Below are 16500 nucleotides of genomic sequence, written 5' to 3'. Positions count from 1 at the left end.
CCTAAGCGGATTAAAATTGATAATGGACCTGAGTTTATCAGTAAAGCATTAGACAGATGGGCTTATGAAAAGAAAATAGAACTGGAGTTCTCAAGACCGGGAAAACCTACTGATAATGCATTTATTGAGAGTTTTAACGGATCATTACGCGATGAGTGTCTTAATGTAAATTGGTTTCTCTCCTTAGAAGATGCACAGCAGAAGTTGGATGTCTGGAGAGAAGATTACAACAGCTACAGACCTCATAGTTCGTTAGGAAATTTAACACCAAATGAATTCATCATTAACAGTCAGAAAAATCAAATTTCTCTAATTTAGACTGTTCCATATATCGGGGGGAGGTCAATTGCAAAGTTTTTATTTTAAATAAATTTATCCGTGTAATGGGAACGTTTTATAAAAATGCAGTATGTGATATTTATATCGGTAAGGGTGCAGGAGCCAAACTGATCCAGGATATAAGGAATGCAAAAAGGAATGTGAAAATAGTGTCTCCGTATCTTTCTCCGTCCTTGATCAAGGAACTTATATTTCTTCACACTAAAGGAATTAAGATCAGCCTGATTACAACGGATGAGATTGAAGACTTTTACGGTCACGAAAAAAACATCAATAAACTTATTATTCAGGAACGGCATGTGGATGAAAGCGCAAAAGAATCCCGTGACAATTTAATGAGCCTTTCAGGAACTTTGCTTTTTGTGATGATCGGTTTAGGGGTAGTCCTGTTTCCGTTAATCTTTCTGCTGAAAGAACCGAAATATGCATTCGGTTTTATCATTGTTGCCCTGTTGTTTTTTATCCGGAATTACACGGTCAGCGAAATTAAAAAGAAAAAAATCTACCATTACACCTACAGCCAGTTGTTTCCTTTTAAAGTTTTTGTATCACCGAACCACGGCAATTCTTTCAATACTACGTTTATTCACAGCAAAATATATATTATTGATGATGAGGTCGCTTATCTGGGATCTCTGAATTTTACGGCTAAAGGTGTCAAAGAAAACCATGAAACCAGGATAAGAACTGCTGACCCCAATGCGGTCGCCAAGATTATAGAGGAAGTAAATCATTTATTCTCAAATTCAAATCTTGCAGAAAGGGATGTCCAGTTTTGGGGAGGGCAGCTGTATACCGAACCTGTCAATTAAACAAAAAGCAGTGACATCCGGTCACTGCTGATTTTATACCTGTTGAAAATTGCAGGTTATTTTTTATGTAAAACTATAAAACTGACCATTTCATTTGTAAGCTGGTTCAGATAAGCCTTATCAGTCGTGCCAAATCCGTGGACACCGTCTTTTACAACAATCAGTGACGTTTCAATATTGGCTTTTTTCAGTTTCCTGTTGAGTCTTTTGGAATGATTTATGGGTGCAACCTTGTCTTTGTTTCCGTGAAGAATCAAGGTAGGGACTCCATGCTCGGCATCGTTTATCGGAGAAACTGTTTTTAAATAATCGATTGCTTTTCTTTTATCTTTTTTGATATCATATCCTGAAATTCCGAATACGAGTTTTTTCCGGATCTCGACAACAGGTTCAAAGAACAGGCCGACAATCGCTACCGGAACACTGCCTAACCGGGTGTGTAAAAGCCTATTTAAATCAGTCGGGCCAAAGTTACTTACCACATAATTTACCTTTCCTGAATATTCCGAAAGTTCAGGGCTTCCTGTATAATCAGTATCATCGGAATAGGCAGCGAGCATTGAAAGATGTGCTCCTGATGAAACACCGAAATAACCGATATTATCAACATCAAAATTATACTTTTCAGCATTTTTCCTTACCCATCTTACCACATCCTTGGTATCATTAACAGGCAGCGGAAAATGAACCGATTCACTTACCAGCGTATAGTCAATACTGATCACGGCATAGTTGTTTTCTGTGAGTTTTAAAATGGTATTTTCTATATAAGTTCCGGCTCTGACGGTTTTATCGCCTTTTGCCCAGGCTCCTCCATGAACATAAATCACTACCGGAAGTTTCCCTGATACCAGGCTTTTAGGTTGGTAAAGATCTAGCAATACAGGATTTCCTTTTTCATCATTCTTATAGGAAATATTTTCAGTAAAAGCTGTTTTTTCAGGAAGAATAGTACTTGGCGGAATTTTAGCTTCATTAATTACAGGCTGGGCATAACTTAAGCTGAACAGGCTTAAAAATAAAATAAAAAACAGGTTTATCGAAAACCTGTGTAATGCATTTTGTCCGGATAATTTCATAGACTTGTGTAATTGAGGTATTATTATTTCACTAACTCCTCAAAAAGTTTACCAAAAGTCTTTTCCAGATCCTTCGATTTCCCCGGATGGGGCCTCGAAGTCTGTATAACTGAACTGCGTATTGCCGTAAGCCAGCGGAAACGTTCAGGAATTTCCATCGTAGCAATGGGGCCGCCGTCTTTGCTTCCGTCTGCTATTTTCTTAAAGCTTTCCAGGTTCTGAATAAGATCCTCATAGTCCAGTTTGCTGTGCATCAGCCGGAATTTATCAGGACACAGATAAAATGCGGTCCTGATGAATTTTTTCTTTTTTGAAAACAGCACCAGGCCTATGTTGAAAAACTCTTCTCTCTCCACCTTCGGTACCAGACGGATCACGGCGTATTCGTAAATGTTATCCTCTTGCATTCTTGGCTTCGTTTAAAAAGATTTGAGAATTTTCCAGCCTTGTTTTCAGGAAATTGAAATAGATTTCTCTTATTTCATCCGGGCTTTCTTCGGCATCATTCCAGTGAAGCCAGTCCTGAGGAATTAAATCCACTATTTTCCTGAAAAGGGTATCGTTTAAAATGTCATGGGCAAACCGGTCAGCTTCATCCAGCTGCGTGGCCTGCGGAAGCAGAACATGGTCTTTTACATATTTGAACGGTGTTTTGGCTGCCGTATCGAAATTCTGCCATGAATGGTGAAAATAGAAAGATGCACCGTTATCAATGATCCATAATTCTTTATGCCACATCAGGAGATTGGTATTCCTGAAAGTACGGTCGATATTGGTAATAAAAGCATCCAGCCAGACAATCTTGGAAGCCAGAAACGGATCTACCTGTATACTTGAATCGAATGCAATGGCCTCAGACAGATAATGCAGTCCCAAATTCAGGCCTTCAGAAAATTTCAGCAGATCTTGGATCTCCTCATCGGCCTCAGTTCTTCCGAAATCCACATCAAGGTTCGCAAAAACCAGCTCAGGAATCGGTAATCCCAGGGCTTCGGTGATCTTTCCGCCAAGCAGCTCTGAAATCAGCATTTTGACCCCATGGCCCGCGCCACGGAATTTTAAAACATACTTAAAATCGTCATCAGCTTCTGCCAGCGCAGGAAGCGAACCTCCTTCGCGCAGCGGCAGAATGTAACGCGTGACGGTTACGGTTCTTAGATCCAACATACCGCAAAAATAAGGTTTTCCTTTGTGTTTAGGTCTATTTTTAATATTTTTAGGAGACAGAAATTTTATTTGGTATACCATTGATTTGGTGTATGGGGATGAAATAATCCTTTACAGATCATAAGCCGGCTTAAAATAAAAATCCTTACCTTATATAATAATCTGATAATAAATAAAAAACAAAATATGGGAATTACAAAAAAGCAGAACATCACCATTTCCAATCCGCAGACCAGGGATTTCCTGGCCGATGCCTATTATCCTGAATCAGAAGATCAATTGCCGCTGGTCATTTTCGTTCACGGTTATAAAGGCTATAAAGACTGGGGCGCATGGAATCTGATGGCAGAAAAATTTGCAGAAGCCGGATTCTTCTTTGTTAAATTTAACTTTTCCCATAATGGAACGACCGTACAAGATCCCCATCACTTTGCTGATCTGGAAGCTTTCGGAAATAACAATTACTCCAAAGAACTTTCTGATCTGGGAGCGGTCATTGATTATTTTGTTCAGGATGAAAAAGTGGATGATCAGAAAATAATCCTGATAGGTCACAGCAGGGGAGGAGGGATTTCGATTATTAAGACCTATGAAGATGAAAGGATTCACGGGCTGATTACTTTAGCAAGTGTTGATACGTTAGACCGTTTTCCGAAAAATGAAGCTTTTGAAAACTGGCAGAAAGCAGGTCTGTATTATGTGACCAACGGAAGGACCAAGCAGGAAATGCCGCACTACTACCAATTCTATGAAGATTTTGAACAGAATGAGTACCGCTTTGATGTGGAAAGGGCAACCGAAATGGCAAAAGCCCATGTCTTAATTATCCACGGGACAAATGATGAAAGTGTAAGCGTAAAGAATGCCGAACACCTCCATATTTTACATCCCAATTCGGAGTTGTTTTTAATTGAAGATGCGAATCATACTTTCGGCGCAAAAGAACCCTGGGACGATACCGGATTGCCGAAAGATTTGAATGCGGCAACTGAGAAATGTATTGAATTCATCAACGACAAAATAGTTAACGAATAGCATAATGAAAAAAAGATAGCTTCTCAAAAAGCTATCTTTTTTTATGGATTTAACAGGTGTTTTAAATTTATTTCCACTGATTTTTTAGATTTTGCAATTTTAAATGCACTTTAAAATCTGCGTAATCCTCATACTCTGCGTGAAAATTATGTTGTTAAATAAATCTAAACAGATCCTAAAGAGTACCGTCAGTTTTTACGGCATTCTTTCTTACTGATTTTAAAAGCGTTCTGAAATTCTTCATGGTCATCATTTCAGTTGAAGGCGTAAAGACCGTTGCCTTTTGGTCTTTATCCACCGATACTTCTGAATATGCTTTGAAAGAATATATCTTTTTCATAGTAGCAATATCATACACCTCCATCATGGCAAATGTTTCATTCTTTTTGTATTCGTATTGGACACCAATGGAATTATCTAAGCTGTTACGGACTTTAAATGTATAAATATTTACAAGGAAATTAAAATCAGAACTGTTTTTTAACGTTTCAAGATCTTCAGTTTCCGGATCAAACGGAATATTGTTCTGAATAATATTTTCTGATTTTGCCGTTCTTAAATCAGAAGCTTTGCCCGTGCTCAGATCCTGAAATAACTGCAATGCTTCTTTATTCATCATTTCTCTGTGATGCGAATCTACATCCGTCTGGATGTTGTTGATTAGCCATTTTTTGTCTTTTGAAAATACCAGCGATTTACTGTAAATCCCGTAATCTTTTCTTACCGGATAATAGCAGGATTGTAAAGTAATTAATAGGATTAATAAGAAAATATATCTTTTCATAGGATGATTTATTTAATCAGAATGTTCCAGGCTTCTTCAATTTTATTTTCCGACAGTAATCTCTGTGCATTCCGGTGAACGACTTCATCTGAATGGTAGCTTCCTGCAGGTAAATTTTCTACATTGGCAAGCATTCCCAAATCATTTCCTGTAAAAACTTTACTGTATTTTATGGTATCAGGAAGCAGATCAAAGCCGATTCCTTTTGTCACCAAAGGTTTAGGCACTTCAAAAAGGTTATGTTCGTTATTTCTGGAATACCAGTTTCCGCCTAAGCGGGCTACCATATCCAGTTTTGCCTGATCTAAGTTCCCTTCCCCGTTCAGGTATTCTTCACGGATATGAATTTTATGGACCTCACAGATCACCAGATTGCCGGCGCCGCCCTTATCGCCCATGGATTTTACCTCAAGGACCTTACATTCAAAGTTAACAGGGCATTCTGCGATTAATTTAGGCCTTACTCCATCAGCCTCTTTCATGGTAAGTCCGGATTTAATAAATTCATTGACTCCATCACCATATTCTGTTGAAGCCAGCGAAATCTGCTGTACAATCGGGAAATTAACTGTTCCGATCACGACTTCAGGAACTTCCAGTATATTCTCCAGAGTATGTTTCGTGGTGTTGTCACGCACTCTTCTTGACGGTGAAAAAATCAGGATTGGTGGAACCGTACTGAACATATTGAAAAAGCTGAACGGTGATAAATTGCTGTTTCCTTCTTGATCAACCGTTGATGCCAGTGCGATCGGACGCGGTGAAACGGCGGTCTGCATAATGGTTTGCAGCTGTACTGCGGAGAGTTCGGATGGGATTACTGTCTTCATATTTTAATTGTAACACTTAAGTTTTTATAAGTATTTAAAACAAAAATTCTTCGGCTTAGCCCGGCGTGACATTTTTAATGCTGCAAGAGGAGTCCGGCAGTAAATTTAATGATGTCATGCTGAACGTAGCCGAAGCATTTATAAATTAGTATTTTAAAGCGGTTAAAAATTATCTTGTCGGAATAATTTTACCTGAAACTTCACCGAATCCTACTCTTATCCCTTCTTTTTCGGCCCAGGCTTTCATGGTTACCGTATCATGGTCATTGATGAACTTTCTTTCCTCTCCATTGCTTAAAGTGATCGGGTTCTGGCCTCTCCAGGTTAATTCAAGCATGGAACCGAAAGATTTCGGGTCGCTTCCTGAAATGGTTCCGCTGGCGTACATATCACCTACTTCCACATTACATCCGTTTACCGTATGGTGGGCCAGCTGCTGCGCCATGTTCCAGTACATATGTTTGTAATTGCTTTCAGAAACCAGGTTGTGCTCACCGTTTTCCGGCTGGATATATACTTCCAGATTGATATCGTAGTTTTTCTCGCCTTCAAATTTCAGGTATTCCAAAACTTCAGGTTCCTGTTCCGGAGAAGCCGTTCTGAATGGTTCCAAAGCTTCCATCGTTACCACCCACGGAGAAACCGACGAGCCGAAGTTTTTACCTAAAAATGGCCCTAACGGAACATATTCCCAAGACTGGATGTCTCTTGCCGACCAGTCATTAAAGACCACCATTCCGAAAATGGCATTTTCAGCATCCTGTGTTGAAATGCTTTCTCCCATTTCCGTATTCTGATTGATGATAAAGGCCATTTCCAGTTCGAAATCCAGTTGGGTACTGGCCCCGAACACCGGCTGATCTGAATCGGCAGGCTTTGTCTGACCTTTAGGACGGTTGATTTCCGTCCCTGAAACTACAATTGAGGATGCTCTTCCGTGGTATCCTACCGGCAGATGTTTCCAGTTCGGAAGCAAAGCATTGGCAGGGTCCCTGAACATTTTACCTACATTGGTGGCATGTTCGATGCTGCTGTAAAAATCCGTATAGTTCGGAATGTGTACCGGCATCATCATTTTTACCTGATCCAGTTCATAAAATGCAGCTTCAATGGTTTTCTGGTCTTTGGATAAAATAGAACCTTCCAGCAGCAATTCCTGGATCTTTAGACGCACTGCAGTAGTGATCGGTTTTCCCAGTTCAATAAATTCATTTAAGGTGTAGGCTTCGAAGACATTATCTTCAAGGCCTTCAATTTCCTCAAAATAACTCAGGTCATGAAGGGTGGCAAGATCAATGATCTGATCGCCTATTCTCGTACAGCATGCGATGTACTCCTTATTAAAAACCGCTACTCCGAAAGGAATGTTTTGGATAGAAAAATCCGAATCAGAGGTATACTCTACAAATGATTTCATATTTTATAATTTAGGTTGGATTTATGTATCCGTTAGATTTTGTTGTAATATTGCAGGCATTCAGGGGTGAAAAAAACCTATGTAAATGCTTCAATGCAGTCCCAAAGCTAGAATGGTCATGATCTCTAACCGTGGTCAGAATATTTATTTTTTCTGTTTGGTTTTGGACACAGAATCTTCATCAATCCATCGGTCTTTGGTATTGATGTCGATAAGATAAAGGATATTATCCTGTTTGGTTAACAATAGGGTTTTGGCTACCGGGATCGGGACTTTTTTATTTTCAAGCATATCCGCTCTCAGGGAAATGATATTCTTTTTGCTCATTACGATATCACCTGAAAAAACATTGGAACTGCTTCCTCCCGTCGCTTTGTCATCAAAAACTTCTACATAAGTTGCCTTATTGCCTTTGATGATGATAAAGTCTCTTTCCGTGTGATCTGCTTCATCTTTGATAAAGACAAACTTCTTATTGTCAATATTTACAGATTCCAGATTCTGATTGACGCCTTTTCTTTCTTCAAGCTTTGTAAGAATGGCATCCAATGAACCATACTGCGCTTTTACACCGGATATCATTCCGACAAATAAAATTCCGATGAATAATTTTTTCATATGCATGTGTTTATAAAAAAGTTTTGTCAAGACTTTTCATCCTGACAAAACCTGATATTGTTGTTAAATTTAAAGATTTCCTCTTTTTTCCTGCTCTCTTTCCAGTGCTTCAAATAATGCTTTGAAGTTTCCGGCACCGAAACTCTGTGCCCCGTGTCTTTCAATAATCTCAAAGAACAGGGTAGGGCGGTCTTCTACAGGCTTGGTAAAGATCTGTAACAGATATCCTTCTTCATCATGATCAATAAGTATACCTAAATCCTGAAGTCTTTTAAGGTCTTCATCAATATGGCCCACTCTTTCAGGAACCATATCATAGTAAGCTTCCGGAGGTGCAGAAAGGAATTCCACGCCGCGTTTTTTAAGCTCGGTTACCGTGTGGATAATATCTTTTGTGGCTACGGCAATGTGTTGCACGCCTTCCCCTTCATAAAAATCAAGATATTCTTCTACTTGGGATTTCCTTTTACCTTCGGCAGGCTCATTGATCGGGAATTTTGCAAATCCGTTCCCGTTGGACATTACCTTAGACATTAATGCAGAATATTCCGTATTGATCTGTTTATCGTCAAAAGAAAGAATGTTCACAAATCCCATTACTTTTTCATACCATTCTACGGTAGGCACCATTCTGTCCCAGTCTACATTTCCTACGCAGTGGTCCACATACAACAGACCGGCTTCTTCAGGCTGGTACGCACTTTCCCACTTTTCATATCCGGGCATAAACGGCCCGCTGTAATTTTTTCTTTCTACAAACATATGAACGGTTTCTCCGTAGGTATAAATTCCTGACATTCTTACTTCACCGTTTTGGTCCGTCAGCGTTACCGGCTCCATGTAAGGTTTTGCGCCTCTTGTTGTGGTTTCTTCAAAAGCTTTGTAAGCGTCATCTACCCACAATGCCAAAATTTTCACACCGTCACCATGTTTTTTTACATGCTCGTTGATCGGAGAATCAGACTTTAATCCTGTCGTCAGGACCAATCTGATTTTTCCCTGCTGAAGAACATAGGAAGCACGGTCTCTTACGCCTGTTTCAGGCCCTGCATACGCAACCGACTGGAACCCGAAAGCGGTTTTGTAATAATGAGCTGCCTGCTTGGCATTTCCCACATAAAACTCAATATAATCGGTACCGTTAATCGGCAAAAAATTTTCGGCCTGGGCAATTTTTTCGGCAAATGTAAGTGTTGACATATTTCTATTTTTACTTTTATATTATTAGGTATGCAAATTACGAATTTCTTACTAATACGGAAAACATTAACTAACAAACGTCAGGTAAGTTTAATGATCACCGTATAAAATTTTAGATTTAAAAATTTAAAAAATATAAAGCTGCCGGTTTTCAGTGAAACGAATAGTATCACCTCCTCAAAATATATTAATGGCTGAATCTATCATAGGCTACTTTTTCCAGCATTTCCCGGTCATCGGGATGGGCAATACTGATAAGTTCCTGAGCCCTTTGCTTAAGATTTTTCCCATACAGGTAAGCCGTTCCGTATTCGGTAACCACCCAATGGATATGCCCTCTGGTGGTCACTACACCTGCTCCGGGTTTCAGATAAGGCACAATACGGGAAACACCTCTTTTCGTTCTTGAAGTAATGGCGATGATCGGTTTTCCGTCTTCACTTAATGCGGCACCCCTCATAAAATCCATCTGCCCGCCGATTCCGCTGTACTGCATCGTTCCTATGGAATCTGCACAAACCTGTCCGGTAAGGTCAATTTCAATCGCAGAATTGATGGCAACCATTTTTTTGTTTCTCATGATGTTGATCGGGAAATTCACATTGCTCACATCATTGAAGGCAAATACCGTATTGTCATCTACATAATCGTATAACCTTCTGGTTCCGAAGCAGAAACTGGTAATCGTTTTATTGTCGTTGTAGCCTTTATATTTGTTATTGATCACATCATTCTGGATCAGGTCAATCACTCCGTCACTCAGCATTTCGGTATGAACGCCAAGATCCTTATGGTTGCCCAAACATTTTAAAACCGCATCGGGAATGGTTCCGATTCCCATTTGAAGCGTAGACCGGTCTTCAATCAGTTCCGCAACATTTTTTCCGACCTCCATTTCTTCAGGTCCCACTTTGGATCCGTAATCCACGGTCGGAAGTTCTTCTTCATGCCACACCAGTTTATTAATTTTGCTGATATGGATCATTCCGTCACCATGGGTCCTCGGCATCAGCGGGTTAACGATGGCTACAATAATTTTTGCAGTGTCTACTGCAGCTCTTGCCACATCTACGGAAGTTCCCAATGTACAGAAGCCGTGTTTGTCCGGCGGAGAAACGGTAATCAGGGCTACATCAAGAGGCAGGATGTTTTTTCTGAACAGAATCGGGATTTCACTTAAAAATACCGGAACGAAGTCCCCTCTGTCTGAATTCACGGCATCCCGTACCGGTGCGGATACGAACAGTGAATTCACGAAAAATTTATCTTTATATTCCGGTTTGGCAATTTCTACATTCCCCTGTTGGGTGATGGAAACCATTTCCACATTGTCCAGCCGGTGAGACTGTCTTGCCAGTTCGTCAATCAGGTAATTCGGAGTACAGGCACTTCCGTGAAAGAATACCCGGTTCCCGCTTTTAATGGTATAGATGGCTTCCTCTGCGCTGATATATTGATCCATAATAAAAATTTAGTACTTATTATTTTACGATTTTCTTCACTTAAAGATAGTCCATATTGCATTGATGTGCCGAATATTTCAAAAAACATTTGTCATGTTTTAATGATTAAAAATAATAAAGGACCCAATATTTCTATTCAGTCCTTTACTTATTATGATGTGTTGTCAGAAGGATCTTTACTCCTGTGAACGGTCTTCCAAATTATGATCTTCACTTTCCAGCCATGAAGTCTTGTAGGAAGGATCTTCTACTTTCAGTGCTTCTTCTGTAATCTTTAAAGGTCGGAACGGGTCTACCATGACCGCATATTCTTCCGTGAATTTTTTTCCGATGCTTCTTTCCATCGCTCCAGGGTGAGGCCCGTGAACGATTCCTCCCGGATGAAGCGTGAAATCCATTAAATCAATATGGTTACGGCTCATGAAATCGCCTTCCGTATAGAATAAAACCTCATCGGAATCAATATTTGAGTGATTGTAAGGCGCCGGAATGGCCATCGGGTGATAGTCATACATTCTTGCGCAGAATGAACACACCACGAAATTATGCGCTTCAAAAGTCTGGTGAACCGGTGGCGGCTGGTGGATCCTGCCGGTAATCGGCTCAAAGTTCTTAATGTTAAATTTATAGGGATAAAAATAGCCGTCCCAGCCCACTACATCAAACGGATGCGTTGCGTAGATGAAATCCGTGATCTGGTTTTCTTTTTTTACTTTAATTAAAAATTCTCCTTTTTCGTCTTTAGGCTCCTTAAAAATCGGTGTGATAATGTCCCTTTCACAAAATGGGGAATGCTCCAGAAGCTGTCCGAATTCGTTCCTGTATCTTTTCGGGGTATAAATCGGAGAATGGCTTTCCACGACAAAAAACACAGTGTCATTAGACTTTAATTCCACCTGATAAATGGTCCCTCTAGGAATAATCAGATAGTCGCCAACGAAAAATTCAAGGTCACCCACAAAAGTTTTAAGGATCCCGCTTCCGTTATGGACATATAAAAGTTCATCGCATTCCGCATTTTTATAGAAATAATCCATTGATTTTCTGGGCTTGGACAAACCCATTTTCAGGTCGTTGTTCACCATCAGGAATTTCCGGCTGTCCATAAAATCGTCTTCAGGCGTAACATTCATTCCTTTGAACATTCTTGGCGTTACGTTTTTTTCAACGGCAATTTTCGGTGTTACATCCTTGGCTTCACCGATAGATCTGATCTGGGTCGGGCGGTGAGTATGATACAGCAAAGAAGAAATTCCATGGAAACCTTCCGTTCCGAAAAGCTGTTCGTAATAGAATTTGTCTTCCGGGGACTTGAAAATCGTATGCCTTTTTGGTGGGATATTTCCCGACTGATGATATCTCATTTTACTTTTATCTAGATTCTCAAATTTAACAATTTTTAGTGAATTGCACCGAAGAAGATTTTTTACAGAGTTTTTGTATTCTAAAAATAATTGTTAGTTTTGTCTAACAATTTAATTTCATGAAACGAATATTGTTCTTTGTCCTCTTATTCCCGGGCTGGTGCTTTTCCCAGGAGGCTGACAGTCTTAATGTTAACCCATTACAAAAATCAGATTCTGTTAAAAATCAGGCCAAAAAAGAAATCAAGATAAAAGATATCGATGATGTGGTGATTACCGGAACCCTGAAACCGATCAGCAAATCCAAAAGCCCTGTTAATGTGGAAATTTACAGCGAGAAATTTTTCCGGAAAAATCCGACGCCTAATGTTTTTGAAGCCATTGCCATGGTAAACGGCGTAAAGCCTCAGCTGAACTGTTCGGTGTGCAATACGGGAGATATCCATATTAACGGTCTGGAAGGACCTTACACCATGATTTTGATCGACGGAATGCCGATTGTCAGTTCACTTTCAACTGTTTACGGATTGAGTGGAATTCCCAACAGCCTGATCGACAGAATTGAAGTGGTAAAAGGGCCGGCTTCATCCATTTACGGTTCGGAAGCAATGGGTGGGGTTATCAATATCATCACTAAAAATGCTTTGAATGCACCGAAACTGAATGTTGATTTCATGACCACAACCTGGAATGAAAATAATGTGGATCTGTCAACGAAATTTAATTTTGGAAAAAATACAGCTTCTTTATTAAGTTTAAATTATTTCAGTTTTAACGAGAAAACGGATCAGAATAAAGACAATTTTACCGATGCCGCCCTGCAGAACAGGATTTCGGTTTTTAATAAATGGAATTTTAAAAGGAAAGAAAACCGGCAGGCAAGTTTTGCGTTGCGGTATTTGTATGAAGACCGTGTCGGCGGAGAAATGCAGTGGAATAAATCATATCGTGGAAGCAATGAAGTCTACGGAGAAAGTATTTATACCAATAGAGTAGAGGCTTTCGGGATGTACCAGTGGCCGGTGAAAGAAAATATTATTACCCAGTTTTCTTACAATTTTCATGATCAGAATTCTTTTTACGGGAACAATCCTTTTCTGGCGACACAGAAAGTGGGTTTCGTGCAGACGTATTGGGATAAAAAACTGGAAAGCCATGATTTGATTTTAGGAATAACTTTTAAGAAAACATTTTATGATGACAATACTCCCGGAACCTTATCGGCAGACGGATTTACAAACAAACCGATGAAATCGCCGATTTTCGGAGCATTTATACAGGACCAGTGGGAAATTAATGAAAAAAACACATTGTTGATGGGTTACCGGTTTGATTACGATAAAATCCATCATTCGGTTCACTCACCGCGTTTTGCCTGGAAATTTTCTCCGAATCCCTATCATACTTTACGGTTCAATTTCGGAACAGGGTTCAGGGTCGTGAATTTGTTTACGGAAGATCATGCTGCCCTGACGGGTTCGCGTGAGGTCGTCATTAAATCAAATTTAAAACCTGAAAGATCCGTCAACGGAAATCTGAATTATGTCTGGAAAATCCCTGTTGCAGACCGTTTGGTTAATTTGGATGCTTCTGCGTTTTACACCTATTTCAGTAATAAAATTGTCGGTGATTTTGATACGGAACCGGATAAGATTATTTATGACAATCTTCATGGGTACGGCATTTCAAGAGGGGCTTCAATGAATCTGGATTATAGTTTTGGCTTTCCTTTAAGTATTAATTTAGGCGTGACTTATCTTGAGGTATATCAGAAATTTGATGGCGAAACCGGAAAAGTTCAGCAGCTTCATGCCCCGAAATGGAGCGGAACATACAGTTTGACCTATACATTTTCAAATCATCTCACGGTAGACTTTACGGGGCAGTTTTACGGACCGATGCGCCTGCCGGTTCTGTCGGATGATTACCGGCCGGAATATTCTCCGTTTTATTCCTTGGCGAATGTACAGGTTTCAAAGAGATTCCTATCCGGATTTGAAGTGTATGGCGGAGTGAAAAATATCTTTAATTTTACGCCTAAAGATCCGTTGATGCGGCCTTTTGACCCGTTTGATAACAATGTAAACGATCCTGTAAATAATCCCCACCATTATACTTTTGATACGACTTACGGTTATGCTCCGATGCAGGGAATCAGAGGTTTCCTGGGGGTAAGATACACTTTGAGATGAAAAAATACATGCTATTTTTATTGTTAGGACCTTGTTTTTGCCTCTCACAGATAAAAACAGGTTCTTTTTCTGAACTTCAAACCCTAGAAAAAGAACAACAAAAGCCGGTTATTATCCATATTTATACAGACTGGTGTTCTATATGCAGGATTGAATCCTTTAACCTGAATAAAGATAAAGAATTGGTCAAAATGATCAATAAAGATTTTCATTTCATCAATTTTGAAGCGGAAAAAACGAAAAGTAAGATCAACTTTCAGGGACGGGAATTTAATTATTTACCCAATGGAAGTTCAGGAATCCATGAATTGGCTTTGGCTTTGTCTAAAAATAAAAACCAGCCGGTTTATCCGTTATGGATTATTTTAGATAAGGATCAGAATTTGATTGAGTATCATGAAGGCGAGTTTAAGCCTGAAAAAATGAGGGCGAAATTGTTTGAAATCTTAAATCAATCATTATGAATTAATTACTTTTCTAAATTTTAACTATTGACTCGCCAGAGTTTCTATTTCAACAAAACCGCAACAATTGCCAAAATAGCCGGCAAAGCCTGCACGAAAAATATTTTCTTCGTTGCGGAAACAGCACCGTAAATTCCTGCAATCGCAACGCATGACAGGAAGAACAAAGCAATATTCGTCTGCCATTTCGGATCTTCAATGAAGAAAGACCAGATTAATCCCGCGGCAAGAAAACCGTTATACAATCCCTGATTGGCCGCCAGCCCTTTTGTAGGTTTAAACATTTCTTCCGGTAAAGCCGTTTTGAATACTTCCTTTCCTTTGGTTTCCCACGCAAACATTTCCATCCAGAGAATATAGAGGTGTTCTACTGCAACTAATGCGATCAAAATTTTGGCAACGATTTCCATGATTTACTGTTTTGTTATTGTAAAACTAAAAAAATAAAGTTAAGTTTGGCTACATAATTTTCAAAATGGATATTTTCAAGGCGCATTTAGATAAATTCATTACCATCAGTGATGAAGAATTTGCTTCTGTCTTATCATTTTTTGAGCTTTTGGAAATAAAGAAAAAGCAGAATCTTATCTTAAGCGGTGAGCTTTGCAGATCCATGTATTTCGTACAAAAAGGTTGCCTCAGAAAGTTCTTTATCAATGAAAAAGGGGTGGAACAGACCACGGAATTCGCTATTGAAAACTGGTGGATGACGGATACTTTTGCTTATGAAAGGCAGATGAAATCCAGCTTTACGATCCAGGCTGTTGAGCATTCAGCCGTTTTGGTCATTGATCTCCAATCGCAGGAAGAATTACTGAAAAAACATCCGGTAATGGAACGGTATTTCAGAATGGTCTATCAGAGGGCCTATGCTGCCGCAGAACGCAGGATCCGGTATTTGTATGAAATGAGCAGGGAAGAGTTGTATCTGCATTTCAGTACTCAATATCCGTGGTTTATTCAGAGGATTCCGCAGTATTTAATTGCTTCTTTTTTGGGTTTTACACCGGAATATTTAAGTGAAATCCGGGCAAAATTACGTTCTTAAACCAGTTTAAGATTTTTAGGGCTCGTATATCGGAACTTTGTCAGGTGTTAAAAACAATAGGTTAAATCACTAAAAAAGACAGTATGAGTACACGTATCAAAATTTTAAATTCCAATTCAGAATCTTACAAAGTTATGATGAATCTGGAAATGACTTTACAGAACACTTTATTAAGCAACATTCAGAAAGAATTGATAAAAACGCGCGCTTCGCAGATTAACCAATGCGCTTTCTGTCTGGATATGCATACGAAAGATGCTTTGAAATACGGTGAAACACCACAAAGAATCTTCCTTTTGAATGCCTGGCGGGAAACTGATTTATTTACCGAAGAGGAAAAAGTAATTCTGGCGATGACTGAAGAAATTACTTTGATCAGCCAAAAAGGACTTACCGATGAAACTTACGAAAAAGCCATCCGGTTTTTTGATGAAGAGCAGGTAAGAAGTATAATTATGGCAGTAATTACAATTAATATGTGGAACAGAATTGCCATCAGTACGCATTTACAGGTTCCTAAACCTTAAAATGTAAGCCAAAAACAAAATAGCTTTTCATGACGAAAAGCTATTCTTATTTTAATATAATCCTACTGACCTCCCCCCGATATATGGAACAGTCTAAATTAGAGAAATTTGATTTTTCTGACTGTTTGACCTCCCCCCGATATATGGAACAGTCTAAATTA

Annotated in this window: 18 protein-coding genes; 7 read left to right on the top strand and 11 right to left on the bottom strand. The window is 39.3% G+C overall.

The window, feature by feature from the left end; all coding sequences use genetic code 11:
• Together H561_RS22940 and H561_RS23490 are read left to right on the top strand one after the other, a co-directional pair.
• Positions 1–318 (top strand): integrase core domain-containing protein (locus H561_RS22940; protein WP_034762901.1); only part of this gene is annotated, 318 nt, incomplete at its 5' end.
• A 65-nt stretch (positions 319–383) separates the two neighbouring features.
• Entirely contained in the window at positions 384–1151 is a 768-nt protein-coding gene (locus tag H561_RS23490) for a phospholipase D family protein (RefSeq protein WP_051349467.1), read from the top strand.
• Positions 1152–1207: 56 nt separating this feature from the next.
• Here H561_RS23490 and H561_RS0119660 read toward each other — a convergent pair whose 3' ends face one another.
• Genes H561_RS0119660 through H561_RS0119650 form a run of 3 tightly spaced genes read right to left on the bottom strand, consistent with a single transcriptional unit; the run spans position 1208 to position 3397 of the window.
• A complete protein-coding gene (locus H561_RS0119660) occupies positions 1208–2230 on the bottom strand; it encodes an alpha/beta hydrolase (protein WP_027388536.1) in 1023 nt (340 codons plus the stop codon).
• Between the two features lie 23 nt (positions 2231–2253).
• Entirely contained in the window at positions 2254–2637 is a 384-nt protein-coding gene (locus H561_RS0119655) for a DUF3037 domain-containing protein (protein WP_027388535.1), read from the bottom strand.
• Positions 2624–3397: a HipA family kinase gene (locus H561_RS0119650; protein ID WP_027388534.1), complete on the bottom strand. Its 774-nt coding sequence runs from the start codon at positions 3395–3397 to the stop codon at positions 2624–2626. The genes H561_RS0119655 and H561_RS0119650 overlap by 14 nt, the downstream gene beginning before the upstream one ends.
• A 186-nt stretch (positions 3398–3583) precedes the next feature.
• Here H561_RS0119650 and H561_RS0119645 point away from each other — a divergent pair, with 186 nt between their 5' ends.
• Entirely contained in the window at positions 3584–4432 is an 849-nt protein-coding gene (locus tag H561_RS0119645; protein ID WP_027388533.1) for an alpha/beta hydrolase family protein, read from the top strand.
• Between the two features lie 175 nt (positions 4433–4607).
• On the opposite strand, the gene H561_RS0119640 is transcribed toward H561_RS0119645, so the two are convergent.
• The 7 genes from H561_RS0119640 to H561_RS0119610 all read right to left on the bottom strand — a co-directional run bounded on the left by H561_RS0119640 (position 4608) and on the right by H561_RS0119610 (position 12108).
• Positions 4608–5216: a hypothetical protein gene (locus H561_RS0119640; RefSeq protein ID WP_027388532.1), complete on the bottom strand. Its 609-nt coding sequence runs from the start codon at positions 5214–5216 to the stop codon at positions 4608–4610.
• Between the two features lie 8 nt (positions 5217–5224).
• Positions 5225–6046: a flavin reductase family protein gene (locus H561_RS0119635; protein WP_027388531.1), complete on the bottom strand. Its 822-nt coding sequence runs from the start codon at positions 6044–6046 to the stop codon at positions 5225–5227.
• 169 nt (positions 6047–6215) lie between these two features.
• Entirely contained in the window at positions 6216–7463 is a 1248-nt protein-coding gene (fahA, locus tag H561_RS0119630) for a fumarylacetoacetase (RefSeq protein ID WP_027388530.1), read from the bottom strand.
• A gap of 144 nt (positions 7464–7607) precedes the next feature.
• Entirely contained in the window at positions 7608–8081 is a 474-nt protein-coding gene (locus tag H561_RS0119625) for a hypothetical protein (RefSeq protein ID WP_027388529.1), read from the bottom strand.
• Positions 8082–8150: 69 nt separating this feature from the next.
• On the bottom strand, positions 8151–9281 hold the full coding sequence (gene hppD, locus H561_RS0119620; RefSeq protein ID WP_027388528.1) for a 4-hydroxyphenylpyruvate dioxygenase: 1131 nt from the start codon (positions 9279–9281) through the stop codon (positions 8151–8153).
• 187 nt (positions 9282–9468) lie between these two features.
• Entirely contained in the window at positions 9469–10743 is a 1275-nt protein-coding gene (locus H561_RS0119615; protein WP_027388527.1) for an acetyl-CoA hydrolase/transferase family protein, read from the bottom strand.
• A gap of 177 nt (positions 10744–10920) precedes the next feature.
• The gene (locus H561_RS0119610) at positions 10921–12108 is read right to left on the bottom strand and encodes a homogentisate 1,2-dioxygenase (protein ID WP_027388526.1); all 1188 of its coding nucleotides are present in this window, start codon (positions 12106–12108) and stop codon (positions 10921–10923) included.
• A 119-nt stretch (positions 12109–12227) separates the two neighbouring features.
• On the opposite strand from H561_RS0119610, the gene H561_RS0119605 reads away from it, so the two are divergent.
• A complete protein-coding gene (locus H561_RS0119605) occupies positions 12228–14300 on the top strand; it encodes a TonB-dependent receptor plug domain-containing protein (RefSeq protein WP_027388525.1) in 2073 nt (690 codons plus the stop codon).
• An 8-nt stretch (positions 14301–14308) separates the two neighbouring features.
• Positions 14309–14764 (top strand): redoxin family protein, encoded by a 456-nt coding sequence (locus H561_RS0119600; protein ID WP_228372311.1) that lies wholly within the window; start codon positions 14309–14311, stop codon positions 14762–14764.
• A gap of 44 nt (positions 14765–14808) precedes the next feature.
• Here H561_RS0119600 and H561_RS0119595 read toward each other — a convergent pair whose 3' ends face one another.
• Complete coding sequence (locus tag H561_RS0119595; RefSeq protein ID WP_027388523.1) at positions 14809–15174, bottom strand: DUF1304 domain-containing protein; 366 nt, start codon at positions 15172–15174, stop codon at positions 14809–14811.
• Positions 15175–15239: 65 nt separating this feature from the next.
• On the opposite strand from H561_RS0119595, the gene H561_RS0119590 reads away from it, so the two are divergent.
• The gene (locus tag H561_RS0119590; protein ID WP_027388522.1) at positions 15240–15812 is read left to right on the top strand and encodes a Crp/Fnr family transcriptional regulator; all 573 of its coding nucleotides are present in this window, start codon (positions 15240–15242) and stop codon (positions 15810–15812) included.
• Positions 15813–15895: 83 nt separating this feature from the next.
• A complete protein-coding gene (locus tag H561_RS0119585) occupies positions 15896–16339 on the top strand; it encodes a carboxymuconolactone decarboxylase family protein (protein WP_027388521.1) in 444 nt (147 codons plus the stop codon).
• Positions 16340–16500 lie beyond the last annotated feature (161 nt).

This window comes from Chryseobacterium gregarium DSM 19109 (genome assembly GCF_000430845.1).
Taxonomy (GTDB): Bacteria; Bacteroidota; Bacteroidia; order Flavobacteriales; family Weeksellaceae; genus Chryseobacterium; species Chryseobacterium gregarium.
This window is presented reverse-complemented; position numbering and strand designations above follow the sequence as displayed.

Bases quoted from the DNA above. Each gene is read 5' to 3' on its own strand.
- H561_RS23490 (WP_051349467.1), top strand. From the start codon at position 384: ATGGGAACGTTTTATAAAAATGCAGTATGTGATATTTATATCGGTAAG.
- H561_RS0119660 (WP_027388536.1), bottom strand. From the start codon at position 2,230: ATGAAATTATCCGGACAAAATGCATTACACAGGTTTTCGATAAACCTG.
- H561_RS0119655 (WP_027388535.1), bottom strand. From the start codon at position 2,637: ATGCAAGAGGATAACATTTACGAATACGCCGTGATCCGTCTGGTACCG.
- H561_RS0119650 (WP_027388534.1), bottom strand. From the start codon at position 3,397: ATGTTGGATCTAAGAACCGTAACCGTCACGCGTTACATTCTGCCGCTG.
- H561_RS0119645 (WP_027388533.1), top strand. From the start codon at position 3,584: ATGGGAATTACAAAAAAGCAGAACATCACCATTTCCAATCCGCAGACC.
- H561_RS0119640 (WP_027388532.1), bottom strand. From the start codon at position 5,216: ATGAAAAGATATATTTTCTTATTAATCCTATTAATTACTTTACAATCC.
- H561_RS0119635 (WP_027388531.1), bottom strand. From the start codon at position 6,046: ATGAAGACAGTAATCCCATCCGAACTCTCCGCAGTACAGCTGCAAACC.
- fahA (WP_027388530.1), bottom strand. From the start codon at position 7,463: ATGAAATCATTTGTAGAGTATACCTCTGATTCGGATTTTTCTATCCAA.
- H561_RS0119625 (WP_027388529.1), bottom strand. From the start codon at position 8,081: ATGAAAAAATTATTCATCGGAATTTTATTTGTCGGAATGATATCCGGT.
- hppD (WP_027388528.1), bottom strand. From the start codon at position 9,281: ATGTCAACACTTACATTTGCCGAAAAAATTGCCCAGGCCGAAAATTTT.
- H561_RS0119615 (WP_027388527.1), bottom strand. From the start codon at position 10,743: ATGGATCAATATATCAGCGCAGAGGAAGCCATCTATACCATTAAAAGC.
- H561_RS0119610 (WP_027388526.1), bottom strand. From the start codon at position 12,108: ATGAGATATCATCAGTCGGGAAATATCCCACCAAAAAGGCATACGATT.
- H561_RS0119605 (WP_027388525.1), top strand. From the start codon at position 12,228: ATGAAACGAATATTGTTCTTTGTCCTCTTATTCCCGGGCTGGTGCTTT.
- H561_RS0119600 (WP_228372311.1), top strand. From the start codon at position 14,309: ATGCTATTTTTATTGTTAGGACCTTGTTTTTGCCTCTCACAGATAAAA.
- H561_RS0119595 (WP_027388523.1), bottom strand. From the start codon at position 15,174: ATGGAAATCGTTGCCAAAATTTTGATCGCATTAGTTGCAGTAGAACAC.
- H561_RS0119590 (WP_027388522.1), top strand. From the start codon at position 15,240: ATGGATATTTTCAAGGCGCATTTAGATAAATTCATTACCATCAGTGAT.
- H561_RS0119585 (WP_027388521.1), top strand. From the start codon at position 15,896: ATGAGTACACGTATCAAAATTTTAAATTCCAATTCAGAATCTTACAAA.